Below are 13094 nucleotides of genomic sequence, written 5' to 3'. Positions count from 1 at the left end.
GGTAAACGCGGCGTAAAGCAACCGCGTGGAGGAAGAGAATGCCGGTCTATGAACTCGACGGCGTCGGGCCGCAATTCGACGATCGCGACACGAACTGGATCGCGCCAGATGCCCATGTGATCGGCAAGGTCACGCTCGGCAGGGATGTCGGCGTCTGGTTCGGCGCGGTGCTGCGGGGCGACAATGAGCGCATCGAGATCGGCGAGGGCTCCAACGTCCAGGAGCATTCGATGATGCACACCGATCCGGGCTATCCGCTGACCGTGGGCAAAGGCTGCACCATCGGCCACCGCGCGATCCTGCATGGTTGCACGATCGGCGACAATTCGCTCGTCGGCATGGGCGCGATCATTCTCAACGGCGCGAAGATCGGTCAGAATTCGCTTGTCGGGGCCGGTGCGCTCGTCACCGAGGGCAAGGAGTTTCCCGACAATTCGCTGATCGTCGGTTCGCCCGCCAAGGCGGTCCGCACCTTTTCGAACGAGGATGCGCTGCGCGCTTCCGCTGCAGGCTATGTCGCCAACGGCAAGCGCTTCACCAAAGGCATGAAGCGCATCGACTAAAGAGTTGGAGCCGGTTCTCGGGGAAGAACCGGCTCCGGCCTGGCCGAACGGACGGGGATTGGGGGCTCGACCGGGCTTTTCACATGCTCAGCGGGCGGCGACGCTGCCGACCAGGATGTCGCGGTCGTCATTGATGCCGACCCACATTCCGGCATGCTGCGACGACTGGCGCTTTAGGAAGCTGTATTCGGTCTCGTTCCAGCGCAGGACGCGCATTTCGAGATTGTCGAGGACGAAGTCGCCCATCGAGGTGTGGACCACCAGGACGGCATGGCCGTCGCCATTGGGCTGGCGGACCACGGTGATCAACAGGTTCGAGGCCGGCACGCCCTGCTCGATCAGGCGATTGCGCTTTTCGAGGACGTAATCCTCGCAATCCCCGTAGCCATTGACCGGATACGACCAGTATTCCTCGATGCCCCACATCTCCATGTCGGTGCGCGGACGTACGGCGATGTTGACCACATTGTTGACGTTGATGATCTCAGCCCACAATTCGCGGGTCAGTTCCGTCGGCGAACTCGCATCGGCCGTCGGCTGGCACTCGGCCGGCATCCGCTGGCAGAAATCATAATGACCGACCGGCTGCGTGGTCAGGCCGCCGACATGCATGAAAGGCTGCGCGGCGGCGGAGGTGGCGAACACGGCAAAAAGACCTGCCATTGCGAGCGCAACCTTGTTATACTTCGAAGTCCCCATCTTCTTGTCTCCCCGTTTGAAGAGACAATGACAGGTGCCGATTTATTCCACGCGAAAAGTCAAGTGTATATTCGAGTAAAATGCAATCGATATTTGAAACAATACTTATTCAAATTGTTCGAGTTTGCTTCAGCCAATAGTAACCATGTGATCCGGCAGGTCGCGAACACAAAAAGGGCCGGCGCGAGGCCAGCCCTTCGATGAATGCGGGGAGGTCGGATCAGCGGTCGGAGAAGGCGGCTTCCAGCGTTTCCTCACGCTGAAGGGCGGCGAACTCGATGGCGATGCCGTCCTGGAAATGACGCACCACCTGACCGCGCATCGCGCCGAGCGTAACCTGGACGCCGAGTGCCGGGCGGACTTCGATCTCGACCGCGGCGCCCGAGAGCGACAGGTCGACGATGCGGCAGCGATACTGCCGGCCATCTCCGAGTTGCAGGACGGTGATCGGATTGCGCGGCGCCACGCGCTGGTGGCGGCGATCCTCGGGCAGGTCGAGCTCGTGCTTGTTTGCAAGCCAGGTCAATTGGGCCGCGAGTTTCTCGCGCTTGCGCTCCGAGGCGATGACCGTCATCGCGAAGCCGTCCTCGGTCAGGCGCGTCACCACACCCTCGACGCGGCCGATATGGTCGAGATAAGCGATCACCCGCTCACCGGGTTCGCCGGGACGATCGGCGCGGATCGCCACGTCGCCTGGCGACATGTCGATGACCTGGCAGGGATGCTCGGAACGATCCTCGAGCATGAAGCGGCCATAGATCTTCACACGGACGCGCTGGAAACTGCGACGTTCGTTTCGTGCCGGAGCGACTTGCAACGCCGCTGAACTCATCTTCGCCTCAGCCCCCGCCAATTCCGTCGGACATGTCCAACTGACTTGGGCGCAAAATAGCGCCGCAGTCGTTAACATGTTGTAATCCGAATTGCTCGAAGGCGCTTTGCGAACAGCGTGCGCGGCAGGTTTCAGCGGTCCTGCGAGCGTCCGCCGTCGAGAACGACCAGATGGCGGACGCGGCGCGAGCGATCGCGCTCGGTCGGCTCCAGATCATCCGGGGCGAGGCTGGGCGTGCGCTCACCCATGTCGATCGCGGGCACGGTGTCGGGATCGATCAGGCGCGCTTCGTCGAGCACCAGCGCCGACAGGGGATGCGCGCCCAGCCAGAAGGGACGCTCGAGCGCGGTTGCAAGACCCATCGCGCGCGGGCGGCCCGGGCCGGCATCGAGCGGCAGCAGCAGCAATTCGAAGGCTGCCAGGCGACCCTGGCGGCTCTTGCCATGCGCCTGCGCAAGCACCACGGTGCTCTGGTTCAAGGTCGCCTTGCCGAGGGCGTCGACAGCGTCTCGGTCGTCGACCTGCCAGATTTCGCCGAAGGGCACATGGCGCAATTCACGACCGAATGACGAGCAGACGTTCGTTCCAGCGAGCCGGAAGCGCGGCTCGTCCGCATCGTCGAATTCGAGAATGAACGTGTCGGGAAGACGTCCCTTGATCGCCGTCGGGTCGATATCCGTGCGAAACGGGGCAGGGCGGCCGGCGCGCAGCATGTTCCAATATCGGAACATCGCGATCGTGCCGTCCATTTTCATCAAAGCCTGCTCCCGTCTTTTTCCGCCGCACGTCCCGGATTGGGACGAATCGGCCTGGCAGTGGTCATCACATGGCCAAGGATGCAGGGCGCGTGCCAGCCCTGTTAGGAGTTCTTAACGCTTCTGAGGGACGTTAAGGTTAACGAAAGGTTGACGTTGCCAGCGCGGGCACCTCGTGACAGTTTCCAGGTCACGGGAAGCAGAATACCCAGCGCAACTCCAGTCGCGCTGCGGGAGCAGGGGGCTCGATTGGCCGTTCGAAGTCATCGCTTCGAACGGCATTCTTTTGCGACCTGCACTGGCAGCGGCCGGTTCCGGCCTCTATGTCCGGGCTGACGCGCAAGAGAGCCATGATGGACCAGCCACGCCCGATCGACACATCCCCGGACGACGAATGGCGCGAGACGCCACCGCCGCGACGCGAGCCGATCTTCAACCTGCCGGCGATCGTCGTGGCGCTGATCGCGATCTGTGTCGGCGTGCATGCGGTGCGGATGCTGGTGCTTACCGAATCGCAGGACATTGGTGTCATCGCGCGCTTCGCGTTCATCCCCATCCGCTACTCCGGGCATTACATCATCGACGCCTACGCCTATGCGGGGCCGGTCACCTACGCGTTCCTGCATGGCGGGATCGCGCATCTTGCGGTCAACATGGTCTGGCTCGCCGCATTCGGCTCGCCGCTCGCCCACCGCATGGGGGCGGTCCGGTTCGTCGCGTTCTGGATTTTTACGGCGCTTGCGGCGGTGGGGCTCCACTATGTGCTGCATTCGGGGGACCCGACGCCAGTCGTCGGTGCGTCGGGCGCCATCTCGGGCATGATGGGCGCGGCGGCGCGTTTTGCGTTCCAGATCGACCGATTCGCAGGCAAACCGGCCTTTACCGGGCCTATCCTGCCGGTCAGCGTCGTTTTGCGTCACCGCATGACCTTCATGTTCCTGCTCGTCTGGTTCGTCATGAACCTGGCCATGGGGCTCGGCTCCATTGCGCCCGGTGTGGGGCAGATCGCATGGGAAGCGCATATCGGCGGTCTCCTGGCCGGATTTTTCGGCCTCGCCCTTTTCGACCGCCGTTGACGGCAAGACACGTCCCGTGAAGGCGCGGCGCTTGAAATGCGTTCGAGCACGGCGCACCATACCGTTGTTAATGCCGCAGAGGAGGTACGCATGACGGTGAAGGCAATTCTGGACGCCAAGGGCCGCGACGTTGTGACGGTCGAGCCGGAGATGACGCTCGGCGAGGCCGCGCGGCTTCTGGGCGAAAAGCGGATCGGCGCGGTCGTCGTCACCAAGGCGGGCGAAAAGATCGCCGGTATCCTCTCCGAGCGCGACATCGTTCGCCAAGTCGGCTTGCGCGGCGCCGTGGCGCTGGACGAGCCTGTATCGAGCGCGATGACGGCCAAGGTCAGGACCTGCCAGGAAGGCCATACCGTCAACCAGGTGATGGAACTGATGACGCGCGGCCGCTTTCGCCATCTGCCCGTAGAACGCGAGGGCAGGCTGGCCGGTATCGTGTCGATCGGCGACGTGGTGAAGCAGCGCATTGAGGATGTGGAGCGCGAAGCCGACGAAATCCGCCAGTATATAGCAACCGCCTGAAACGCCCGGCTTGCGAAAACCTTGCCTCGCGGGCGCGATTGGTCTAGCCAACCGGAACACTTCCGACCATCGCGAACGCCAGGCAGACGATGACGCTCATTGATACCCGCACGCCCGATCCCAAGCGCCTTGTTTCCGGGGCGACCGGCGATTGGGAAATCATCATCGGCATGGAAATCCACGCGCAGGTTTCGTCGCAGTCGAAGCTCTTTTCGGGCGCCTCGACGACGTTCGGCGCGGCGCCGAACTCCAATGTCAGCCTCGTCGATGCGGCGATGCCGGGCATGCTGCCGGTCATCAACGAGGAATGCGTCAAGCAGGCGATCCGGACCGGGCTGGGTCTGAAGGCGCAGATCAACCACCGCTCGGTGTTCGACCGGAAGAACTATTTCTACCCGGACCTGCCGCAGGGCTACCAGATTTCGCAGTTCAAGCAGCCGATCGTCGGCGAGGGGATCGTCTTCGTCTCGGTCGGGCCGGACAAGAAGGGCGAGTTCGAGGAGATCGAGGTCGGCATCGAGCGGCTGCACCTCGAGCAGGACGCCGGCAAGTCGTTGCACGACCAGCACCCGACCATGTCCTATGTGGACTTGAACCGCTCCGGCGTCGCGCTGATGGAGATCGTGTCCAAGCCGGACATCCGCTCGGCCGACGAGGCCAAGGCCTATGTGACCAAACTGCGCACCATCATGCGCTATCTGGGCACCTGCGACGGCAACATGGACGAGGGCTCGCTGCGCGCCGACGTCAACGTTTCCGTGCGCCGTCCGGGCGAACCGTTCGGCACGCGCTGCGAGATCAAGAACGTCAATTCGATCCGCTTCATCGGCCAGGCGATCGAATCGGAGGCGCGACGCCAGATCGCCATTCTGGAGGATGGCGGCTCGATCGACCAGGAGACGCGGCTGTTCGACCCCTCCAAGGGCGAAACGCGCTCGATGCGCTCCAAGGAAGAGGCGCATGATTACCGCTATTTCCCCGATCCGGACCTCCTGCCGCTCGAATTCGATCAGGCTTATGTCGATGCGCTCGCTGCGCACCTGCCTGAACTTCCCGACGACAAGCGCGCGCGGTTGATCGAGAGCCTCGGCCTTTCCGTCTACGACGCGTCGATCCTCGTCTCGGACAAGGCGATCGCCGACTACTACGAGAAGGTCGCCGAGGGCCGCGACGGCAAGGCTGCGGCCAACTGGGTCATCAACGATCTTCTCGGCGCCTTGAACAAGGCCGGCAAGGATATTGCCGAATCGCCTGTCTCGCCGGACCAGCTCGGCGGGATCATCGAACTGATCAAGGAAGGCACGATCTCCGGCAAGATCGCCAAGGACCTCTTCGAGATCGTCTGGACCGAGGGCGGCGATCCGCGCCAGCTCGTCGAGACGCGTGGCATGAAGCAGGTGACCGATACGGGCGCCATCGAAAAGGCCGTCGACGACGTCATCGCCGCCAACCCGGACAAGGTCGAGCAGGCGCGCGCCAAGCCTACAATGGCCGGCTGGTTTGTCGGCCAGGTGATGAAGGCGACCGGCGGCAAGGCCAACCCGCAGGCGGTCAACGACCTCGTCAAGGCGCGTCTGGGGATCGAATAGTGTTCGTCCGGACCGTCTCGAAGCGGGACTTGAAGGCGGTGCAGGCTCTGCTCGCCGAGACGTGGCACGCCACCTACGACTCGATCTATGGCGAAGCGCGCGTCAACGAGATCATTGCCGAATGGCATTCGATGGCGGCACTCGAGGCGCAGCTTGAAAGCCCGCTGTCGGAGTTTCTTGTCGCCGATGACGGGACGCAGATCGGCGGGGTCGCCTATGCGACGGCGATCGACGAGGGCAAAACGGTGACGCTGCGCCAGCTCTACGTCCGCCCGGACAGCCAGGGCCGCGGCATCGGCGGCTTGCTGCTCGACGAGATCGAAGGCTGCTTTCCCGACGCGGACAAGGTGCGGCTCGAAGTCGAGGAAGCAAGCACCAAGGCCGTCGTCTTCTATCTGGCGCAGGGTTTCGCCAAGGTCGGGCAGACGCCAAGTTGCGGGCGGCCCGATTCGGGCATCCCTGCCGATATCTACGAACGCCCGATCATGTGGGCGGACTGAGCCCTTGTCATCGATTGCCCGGAACGCCATAAGGCGGAGAAGATTGGGCACCCAGTTGCGGATGTGCGAATGTCTATGAAAACCTTCTTCACGCAGTTCTTCACCTGGTGGAACGGCCAGACGCTGGGCACGCGCTTCCATACCTGGCGGCACGGCAAGCCGGTGGGCGAGGACGAGTTCGGCAATCTCTATTACGAGGGCGGCGTCGACACCGAGGGGCGCACGCGTCGCTGGGTGATCTACAAGGACTATGCGGAAGCCAGCATGATCCCGCCCGGCTGGCATGGCTGGATGCACCATCGCGTCGACACGCCGCCGAAGGACGACAACTATCAGCCGCGCGAGTGGCAGAAGCCGCATCTGCCGAACCTGACGGGCACCAGCTTCGCCTATCGGCCGAAGGGCTCGGTCGCCACGCACGAGCAGCGTCCGCGCGTGACCGGCGACTACGACGCCTGGACGCCCGGCAACTGATCGGGGCGCAACAATCGTCTCGCCACAATCGACGGCTAGGCCAGTCGGGTCACGACTCAGCTAACAGGGCTCCAAGGATGACATCCAGACTGGCAGGCGCAATCGCGGGGCTCGTCTTCGCAACCGGGCTTGCCGCTCCGGGCAATTCGTTCGCGCAGGACCTCCAGTTCGACCTGCCGCCGGACGACGAGTTCATCTACGAGGAAGCGCCTGCCGAGGGCGGCTCCTTCGAGGAACTGCCGATGGAGGAGGCGCCGACCGAGGTGCCGATCCAGCGCGTGACCAATCCGGTCGCCGAGTTTGCCGGCATCGACAAGATCACCGGACGCATCATCTCCTTCGACGTCTATGTGGACGAGACCGTCCAGTTCGGCGCGCTGCAGGTGACGCCGCGGATCTGCTACTCCTCCGGGGAGGGCCAGGAACCGCGTACGGACAGTTTCGTTGAGGTCGACGAGATCACGCTCGACCGCAAGATCCGGCGCATCTTTTCCGGCTGGATGTTTGCCGAAAGCCCCGGTCTCAATGCCGTCGAGCATGCCGTCTATGACGTCTGGCTGAAGGCGTGCAAGCAGCAGTCGGACGTGCCAGCGCCTGAATCGGCCGAAGGCTGACAGGGTGTGTCGATATTCAGGCCTGAGCGGCCTGCAAATGTCAGCTTTCTGCGCTTCCGGTGCTCATGTACCAAATGTACATTCCGCTCCGGTTTTCAAAATCTGCCATTTTCGGCACGCCCAGACCTGAATCTCAGCACACCCTAAAACGTCGCCGGCTCTCCATCGAGCGCCTTTTCCAGCATCGTCTCGTATTTGCGTCGCGGCACGTCGATCGCGCCGAAGCGCTTGAGGTGCTCGGTGGTGAACTGCGTGTCGAGGAGGTCGAAACCCTTGTCGCGCAGGCGTTCGACGAGGGCGACGAGGCAGACCTTCGAGGCATCGCGTTCGACGCTGAACATGCTCTCGCCGAAGAACACGCGTCCGAGCGTCACGCCGTAGAGCCCGCCCACCAACTCACCATCCTTCCACGCTTCGACCGTGTGGCAATGGCCGATGGCGAAAAGACGCGCATAGGCGGCGCGGATCGGTAGGTTGATCCAGGTGTTGGGACGTCCGGGACGTGCCGCACCACAGCCGGTTATGACGGCCTCGAAAACGGTATCGAACCGGATTGCGAATGGCGCGCGACGAACGGTCTTTGCGAGGCTGCGGGGGATGTGGAAATCGTCGAGCGGCAGGATGCCGCGCATCTCCGGGCGAACCCAGAAGATTTCCGGATCGCCGGCATTTTCCGCCATGGGGAACACTCCTGCCGCGTAGGCACGCAGCAGGAGATCGGTCGGGATCGTGAAACCGGGAGCGAAAGGCCGGCTCATCCTAAGGCGCCCTCAGGGCTTTTGGGCAAGGTACTTTTCGAGCCAGTGGATGTCGTAGTCGCCATTGGCGATGTCCGGATTGCCGACGAGGTCGCGGAAGAGCGGCAGCGTCGTGTTGATGCCGTCGACGACGAACTCGTCCAGCGCGCGGCGTAGGCGCATCATGCACTCGACGCGGTTGCGGCCGTGGACGATGAGCTTGCCGATCAGGCTGTCGTAATAGGGCGGGATCTTGTAGCCCGAATAGACCGCCGAATCGACGCGCACGCCGAGGCCGCCCGGCGTATGGAACGTCGTCACCGTGCCGGGCGAGGGCACGAAGGTGCGCGCGTCCTCGGCATTGATGCGGCACTCGATCGCGTGGCCGTTGAAGCGGATGTCGTCCTGCGTGACCGACAGGCCGCTGCCCGAGGCGACGCGGATCTGCTCGTGGACGAGATCGATGCCGGTGATCGCCTCGGTCACCGGATGCTCGACCTGCAGGCGGGTGTTCATCTCGATGAAGTAGAACTCGCCATTCTCGTACAGGAACTCGATCGTGCCGGCACCGGAATAGCCGAGATCGCCGATCGCCTTCGACACGGTCTCGCCGATCTTGGAGCGCTCGGCGGCGTTGAGAGCGGGCGAGGTCGCTTCTTCCCAGACCTTCTGGTGACGGCGCTGCAGCGAGCAGTCGCGCTCGCCGAGGTGAACCGCGTTGCCGCGGCCGTCGCCGAGCACCTGCACCTCGATGTGGCGCGGCTTTTCGAGGTATTTCTCGATATAGACGGCGTCGTCGCCGAAGGCAGCGCCGGCTTCCGAGCGCGCGGTCTGGAGCGCGACCGAGAGGTCGTCCTCGGTCCGCGCGACCTTCATGCCGCGTCCGCCGCCGCCGGCCGATGCCTTGATGATGACGGGATAGCCGATGTCGGCGGCGATGCGCTTGGCTTCGCCCTCGTCCGTGACGCCGCCTTCGGAGCCGGGAACGACCGGAATGCCGAGACGCTTGGCGGTGCGCTTGGCCTCGATCTTGTCGCCCATCACGCGGATATGGTCGCCCGAGGGGCCGATGAAGGTGATGTTGTGGGCGGCGAGGATGTCGGCGAACTTGGCGTTTTCCGACAGGAAGCCGTAGCCGGGATGGATCGCGTCGGCGCCGGTGATCTCGCAGGCGGCGACGATCTGGTGGATGTTCAGATAGGAATCGCGCGAAGGGGGCGGGCCGATGCACACGCTCTCGTCGGCGAGGCGCACATGCATGGCATTGGCGTCCGCGGTCGAATGAACGGCGACCGTCTGGATGCCGAGCTCCTTGGCCGCGCGAAGGATGCGGAGCGCGATTTCGCCGCGATTGGCGATGAGGATCTTCTGAAACATGGTCGCTCCTATTCGATCACGACCAGCGGCTCTCCGAATTCGACCGGCTGCGCGTCCTCGCACAGGATCGCGGTGATCTTGCCGGACCGGGGCGCGGGAATCTGGTTCATCGTCTTCATCGCCTCGATGATGAGCAGCGTCTGGCCTTCCTTGATCGCCTGGCCGACCTCGATGAAGGGACGTGCACCGGGCGCCGGCGACAGGTATGCGGTGCCGACCATCGGCGAGGGGACCGCATTGCGGGTCGGATCGGCGGCACCGGGTGCGGCGGGGCGATCCTCGGTGGCGGCTGGGGCAGGATGATGGGCCGGCGCGGCCGCCGGAACTGGTGCATAGGCATGGACCGGGGCGGCCGCATGGCGCGACACCCGAATGCGCAGGTCCTCCTGCTCGACCTCGATCTCAGACAGGTTTGTCTCGTTCAAGATTCCCGCCAGTTCGCGGATCAGTTGCTGGTCTACGCCGGCTTTCTTGGTCGACATTGGTTTCGCCCTTTTTCTTGGTTTTCTCCGGTCAAAGCCGGGCGGCAAGTGCCTGGATGGCCAAGGTGTAGCCGATCGGGCCGAAGCCGCAGATCATGCCGGTAGCGACCGGCGCCACCATGGTCTTGTGACGGAATTCCTCGCGTGCGTGGATATTGGACAGGTGAACCTCGACGATCGGCATCGACAGGAGCCGCAGCGCGTCGTGCATGGCGATCGAGGTATGGCCGTATCCGGCTGGATTGATGATGAGACCTGCGGCCAGGTCCGGTGCCTGTTGAATCCAGGTCACCAGATCGCCTTCAAGGTTGGACTGGCGGAAGTCGAGCCCGTATCCCAGTCTCTCAGCCTCGACCCGGCAATCGTTCTCGATATCGGCCAGCGTCTTCGACCCATAGATGCCGGGCTCGCGCTTGCCGAGCATGTTGAGATTGGGGCCGTTGAGGATCAGGATGTTTTTGGGCATTCAGACGTTTCCACGCGGCGCGCTTGGTGCGCGACGCACCCTCTATAGTCGCCTTGTTCCGCAACGCAAAGGCTGCGGGGTGCAAGGACACCTTCAACAGGCGACAAACATGTCGAAAACTTGATTAGGACGGGTTTTCGGCCCGAACCTGCTCGATTTTCTCGGCCAGAACTTCCTGGCCCATAGCTCCGAACACGACCTCGTCGCCCACCACATAGGACGGCGTGCCGGTGATCGAAAGTTGTTCTGCAAGCGCATAGGTCGCCTGGAAGGCGGCGATGATGTCGGGGTTCTGCATCTCCTGGCGCAGCGCGGCCTCGTCTGCGCCGTGCGAGACGGCGGCGAGGATCGCGTCGTCCTCGGTCACGCGGGCCTCGCCGGCGAGGAGGTCGCGATGGAAGGCGCCGTAATTTTCCGGCCAAAGGTTGTGGAACGCCATGGAGACGACATGCGCGCGCTGCGAATCCGGCCCAAGAATCGGAAATTCCTTCAGGACGAAGCGCAGGTCCGGGTTGCTCTCGACCAGGGCTTCCATGTCCTGCAACGCCCGTTTGCAGTAGCCGCAATTGTAGTCGAAGAACTCGACGATGGTGACGTCGCCCTCGGGATTGCCGATGATGCCGTCATAGGCGGCATTGAAGATCTCGTTCTCGGCCGAACGGATGATTTCCGTCTGCGCGACGCGCTGCGTTTCGGCCTGGCGGGTTTCGAGCGCCTGCTGGACCTCGATCATGATTTCCGGATTGGTGACGAGATAGTCGCGCACGATCGCCTCGACGGCGGCGCGGTCCGGCGCTGCCGATGCCGCCGCGGCAGCGGTGGCCGGGACTGGGGCCGTCGACGACGAGCCGGCGACATAGCCGGCAGCGCCCATTCCAAGGGCGACGACGGCACAAAGCGCGGCGGCGGGGATCAAAGCGTTCATTTCGGTTCCTTCTTGCGGCCGGTCAGTTGGCCGGCCTCTGATTGATGATGTCCTGCGCGCGCACATGGCTCGGCGAGCCCGGCATCAGTCGCGACTGGGCGCGCGCGGCGAACTGGCGCGCCTCGCGGAAACTGCCGCTGTAGTAGTGACCTTCCGCCGTCGCAAGCTCGGCCTCGGCGATTTCGCCCATCCGGCCGTAGGCCTGGGCGAGATAGCGATAGGCGGTGACATATTCCGGCGCGCGCGCCAGGCCTTGCGTCAACGCGTCGACGGCGCGGCCTGCCGCATCCGGCCCGCCGGCGGCGAGCAGTGCCTGGCCGAGACCGAACTGCATGAAGCCGGAGTTCGAACTGTCGAGCCTTGCCGCACGCTCGAATGCGGTGACGGCGTCCTGCGGCCGGTTGGCGCGGATCAGGACTTCGCCCCGCAATTCGTGAAAATAGGGATTGTTCGGCTCGGCCGCGACCAGCGCGTCTACCTTTTGCAGGGCCGCCGCGGGCGACCCGGACAGATAGGTCACGATGGCGTCGCCGTAGCGCGCGGGCATGCCTTGCGTATCGCGGAAAAGCCGCGAGGTGGCGGACTGGCCCTGCGTATGCGCGGCGATCTTGGCGCGCATCATGTCATGGCGCCTCTGCAGGGCAGGCGGGTCTTCGCGGTTGTAGTATTGGCTGGCCTGCGCCAGTTCCTGAACATTCTGGATACGCTCGCGCGGCAGGGGATGGCTGATCTGGTAGGGATCGATCTGGCGGCCCGTCAGGGCGAGGCCGCTCGCCATGCGCTCGAAGGTGCGCACCATGCCGCGGGCCGATTGGCCCGTCTTTTCAAGATAGGTGATGGCGGAGCGGTCGGCGGTGATCTCTTCGGTGCGCTGGTAGCTCAACAGGCCGCGCCGCGCGACCTCGCCGCCACCCATCGCAAGGCCGGCGCCTGCCTGCGCGAGACCGCCGGTGCCGCTCGCAGCGCCGCCGACGGCCGCGCCGATGCCGATCAGACCGGCGACGATCGCCATCGTCTGTGCAGCCGCGAGCTGATCGCGCAACCGCTGCTGATGGCCGCCGGCGATGTGACCGGCCTCATGCGCAATGACGCCGATGATCTCGTTGGGGGTCTCGGACTGCAGCAGGGCGCCGGTGTTGATGAACATGCGTCGGCCGGCGACGAAGGCATTGAAGGCGGGATCATTGACCAGAATGATTTCGATATTGGACCGCGAGAGGCCGGCGGCTTCCAGGATGGGCCGCGCATAGTCCCGCACCAGTGCCTCGATTTCGGCGTCGCGGACGACGGGTACGCTGCGCTGCGCATGCGCCGAAGACATGGGTGCGAAAGCGAGCTGAGCGGCGATAAGGCCGGTCAGTAGGGACTTGAAGACGCGCCTGGCGGACAGAAACATGACGATTCCCTGGACGAACGTGTCTATCCCTAGTCGAGCCGAGCGGCGATGAAAAGCACGGACCCACGCGGCTCGTGGACTTGTGAT

The 13094-nt window shown here is 63.9% G+C and carries 16 protein-coding genes; 7 read left to right on the top strand and 9 right to left on the bottom strand.

Annotated elements, in window-relative coordinates; genetic code table 11:
- Window positions 1-38: 38 nt before the first annotated feature.
- On the top strand, window positions 39-563 hold the full coding sequence (locus ACT6QU_RS15760; RefSeq protein WP_444564184.1) for a gamma carbonic anhydrase family protein: 525 nt from the start codon (window positions 39-41) through the stop codon (window positions 561-563).
- An 87-nt stretch (window positions 564-650) separates the two neighbouring features.
- Here ACT6QU_RS15760 and ACT6QU_RS15755 read toward each other — a convergent pair whose 3' ends face one another.
- From ACT6QU_RS15755 to ACT6QU_RS15745, 3 genes are all read right to left on the bottom strand, one after another.
- Window positions 651-1262, bottom strand: a complete 612-nt coding sequence (locus ACT6QU_RS15755; RefSeq protein ID WP_444564185.1) for a transglutaminase-like cysteine peptidase — start codon at window positions 1260-1262, stop codon at window positions 651-653.
- 220 nt (window positions 1263-1482) lie between these two features.
- Window positions 1483-2094, bottom strand: a complete 612-nt coding sequence (locus ACT6QU_RS15750) for a PilZ domain-containing protein (RefSeq protein WP_024585364.1) — start codon at window positions 2092-2094, stop codon at window positions 1483-1485.
- Window positions 2095-2225: 131 nt separating this feature from the next.
- A complete protein-coding gene (locus tag ACT6QU_RS15745; RefSeq protein WP_444564186.1) occupies window positions 2226-2849 on the bottom strand; it encodes a PAS domain-containing protein in 624 nt (207 codons plus the stop codon).
- A gap of 353 nt (window positions 2850-3202) precedes the next feature.
- Here ACT6QU_RS15745 and ACT6QU_RS15740 point away from each other — a divergent pair, with 353 nt between their 5' ends.
- The 6 genes from ACT6QU_RS15740 to ACT6QU_RS15715 all read left to right on the top strand — a co-directional run bounded on the left by ACT6QU_RS15740 (window position 3203) and on the right by ACT6QU_RS15715 (window position 7624).
- Window positions 3203-3925: a rhomboid family intramembrane serine protease gene (locus ACT6QU_RS15740; protein ID WP_444564187.1), complete on the top strand. Its 723-nt coding sequence runs from the start codon at window positions 3203-3205 to the stop codon at window positions 3923-3925.
- A gap of 90 nt (window positions 3926-4015) precedes the next feature.
- The gene (locus ACT6QU_RS15735; RefSeq protein ID WP_024585367.1) at window positions 4016-4447 is read left to right on the top strand and encodes a CBS domain-containing protein; all 432 of its coding nucleotides are present in this window, start codon (window positions 4016-4018) and stop codon (window positions 4445-4447) included.
- Between the two features lie 89 nt (window positions 4448-4536).
- Window positions 4537-6036, top strand: coding sequence for an Asp-tRNA(Asn)/Glu-tRNA(Gln) amidotransferase subunit GatB (gene gatB / locus ACT6QU_RS15730; RefSeq protein WP_444564188.1), 1500 nt, complete (start codon window positions 4537-4539; stop codon window positions 6034-6036).
- Complete coding sequence (locus tag ACT6QU_RS15725) at window positions 6036-6536, top strand: GNAT family N-acetyltransferase (RefSeq protein ID WP_444564189.1); 501 nt, start codon at window positions 6036-6038, stop codon at window positions 6534-6536. The genes gatB and ACT6QU_RS15725 overlap by 1 nt, the downstream gene beginning before the upstream one ends.
- A gap of 75 nt (window positions 6537-6611) precedes the next feature.
- Entirely contained in the window at window positions 6612-7010 is a 399-nt protein-coding gene (locus ACT6QU_RS15720) for an NADH:ubiquinone oxidoreductase subunit NDUFA12 (protein WP_444564238.1), read from the top strand.
- A 77-nt stretch (window positions 7011-7087) separates the two neighbouring features.
- Window positions 7088-7624, top strand: a complete 537-nt coding sequence (locus ACT6QU_RS15715; protein WP_024585371.1) for a DUF2155 domain-containing protein — start codon at window positions 7088-7090, stop codon at window positions 7622-7624.
- A 143-nt stretch (window positions 7625-7767) separates the two neighbouring features.
- Here ACT6QU_RS15715 and aat read toward each other — a convergent pair whose 3' ends face one another.
- The 6 genes from aat to ACT6QU_RS15685 all read right to left on the bottom strand — a co-directional run bounded on the left by aat (window position 7768) and on the right by ACT6QU_RS15685 (window position 13007).
- Window positions 7768-8382: a leucyl/phenylalanyl-tRNA--protein transferase gene (gene aat, locus ACT6QU_RS15710; protein WP_444564190.1), complete on the bottom strand. Its 615-nt coding sequence runs from the start codon at window positions 8380-8382 to the stop codon at window positions 7768-7770.
- Window positions 8383-8394: 12 nt separating this feature from the next.
- Window positions 8395-9738 (bottom strand): acetyl-CoA carboxylase biotin carboxylase subunit, encoded by a 1344-nt coding sequence (accC, locus tag ACT6QU_RS15705; protein ID WP_444564191.1) that lies wholly within the window; start codon window positions 9736-9738, stop codon window positions 8395-8397.
- A gap of 8 nt (window positions 9739-9746) precedes the next feature.
- A complete protein-coding gene (accB, locus tag ACT6QU_RS15700) occupies window positions 9747-10220 on the bottom strand; it encodes an acetyl-CoA carboxylase biotin carboxyl carrier protein (RefSeq protein ID WP_024585374.1) in 474 nt (157 codons plus the stop codon).
- 31 nt (window positions 10221-10251) lie between these two features.
- On the bottom strand, window positions 10252-10686 hold the full coding sequence (gene aroQ / locus ACT6QU_RS15695) for a type II 3-dehydroquinate dehydratase (protein WP_024585375.1): 435 nt from the start codon (window positions 10684-10686) through the stop codon (window positions 10252-10254).
- A gap of 124 nt (window positions 10687-10810) precedes the next feature.
- Complete coding sequence (locus ACT6QU_RS15690; protein WP_444564192.1) at window positions 10811-11611, bottom strand: DsbA family protein; 801 nt, start codon at window positions 11609-11611, stop codon at window positions 10811-10813.
- Between the two features lie 22 nt (window positions 11612-11633).
- Complete coding sequence (locus tag ACT6QU_RS15685; protein ID WP_444564193.1) at window positions 11634-13007, bottom strand: M48 family metalloprotease; 1374 nt, start codon at window positions 13005-13007, stop codon at window positions 11634-11636.
- Window positions 13008-13094: the final 87 nt, after the last annotated feature.

Source organism: Aliihoeflea sp., from assembly GCF_052435475.1.
In the GTDB taxonomy this organism is placed as follows: domain Bacteria; phylum Pseudomonadota; class Alphaproteobacteria; order Rhizobiales; family Rhizobiaceae; genus Aliihoeflea.
Note: the sequence above shows the minus strand (reverse complement) of the source record. Positions and strands in the feature narration are given on the sequence as shown.

What these genes read in the sequence shown, in the direction of transcription:
- ACT6QU_RS15760 (WP_444564184.1), top strand. Translation starts at nt 39, where the DNA reads ATGCCGGTCTATGAACTCGACGGCGTCGGGCCGCAATTCGACGATCGC.
- ACT6QU_RS15755 (WP_444564185.1), bottom strand. Translation starts at nt 1,262, where the DNA reads ATGGGGACTTCGAAGTATAACAAGGTTGCGCTCGCAATGGCAGGTCTT.
- ACT6QU_RS15750 (WP_024585364.1), bottom strand. Translation starts at nt 2,094, where the DNA reads ATGAGTTCAGCGGCGTTGCAAGTCGCTCCGGCACGAAACGAACGTCGC.
- ACT6QU_RS15745 (WP_444564186.1), bottom strand. Translation starts at nt 2,849, where the DNA reads ATGAAAATGGACGGCACGATCGCGATGTTCCGATATTGGAACATGCTG.
- ACT6QU_RS15740 (WP_444564187.1), top strand. Translation starts at nt 3,203, where the DNA reads ATGGACCAGCCACGCCCGATCGACACATCCCCGGACGACGAATGGCGC.
- ACT6QU_RS15735 (WP_024585367.1), top strand. Translation starts at nt 4,016, where the DNA reads ATGACGGTGAAGGCAATTCTGGACGCCAAGGGCCGCGACGTTGTGACG.
- gatB (WP_444564188.1), top strand. Translation starts at nt 4,537, where the DNA reads ATGACGCTCATTGATACCCGCACGCCCGATCCCAAGCGCCTTGTTTCC.
- ACT6QU_RS15720 (WP_444564238.1), top strand. Translation starts at nt 6,612, where the DNA reads ATGAAAACCTTCTTCACGCAGTTCTTCACCTGGTGGAACGGCCAGACG.
- ACT6QU_RS15715 (WP_024585371.1), top strand. Translation starts at nt 7,088, where the DNA reads ATGACATCCAGACTGGCAGGCGCAATCGCGGGGCTCGTCTTCGCAACC.
- aat (WP_444564190.1), bottom strand. Translation starts at nt 8,382, where the DNA reads ATGAGCCGGCCTTTCGCTCCCGGTTTCACGATCCCGACCGATCTCCTG.
- accC (WP_444564191.1), bottom strand. Translation starts at nt 9,738, where the DNA reads ATGTTTCAGAAGATCCTCATCGCCAATCGCGGCGAAATCGCGCTCCGC.
- accB (WP_024585374.1), bottom strand. Translation starts at nt 10,220, where the DNA reads ATGTCGACCAAGAAAGCCGGCGTAGACCAGCAACTGATCCGCGAACTG.
- aroQ (WP_024585375.1), bottom strand. Translation starts at nt 10,686, where the DNA reads ATGCCCAAAAACATCCTGATCCTCAACGGCCCCAATCTCAACATGCTC.
- ACT6QU_RS15690 (WP_444564192.1), bottom strand. Translation starts at nt 11,611, where the DNA reads ATGAACGCTTTGATCCCCGCCGCCGCGCTTTGTGCCGTCGTCGCCCTT.
- ACT6QU_RS15685 (WP_444564193.1), bottom strand. Translation starts at nt 13,007, where the DNA reads ATGTTTCTGTCCGCCAGGCGCGTCTTCAAGTCCCTACTGACCGGCCTT.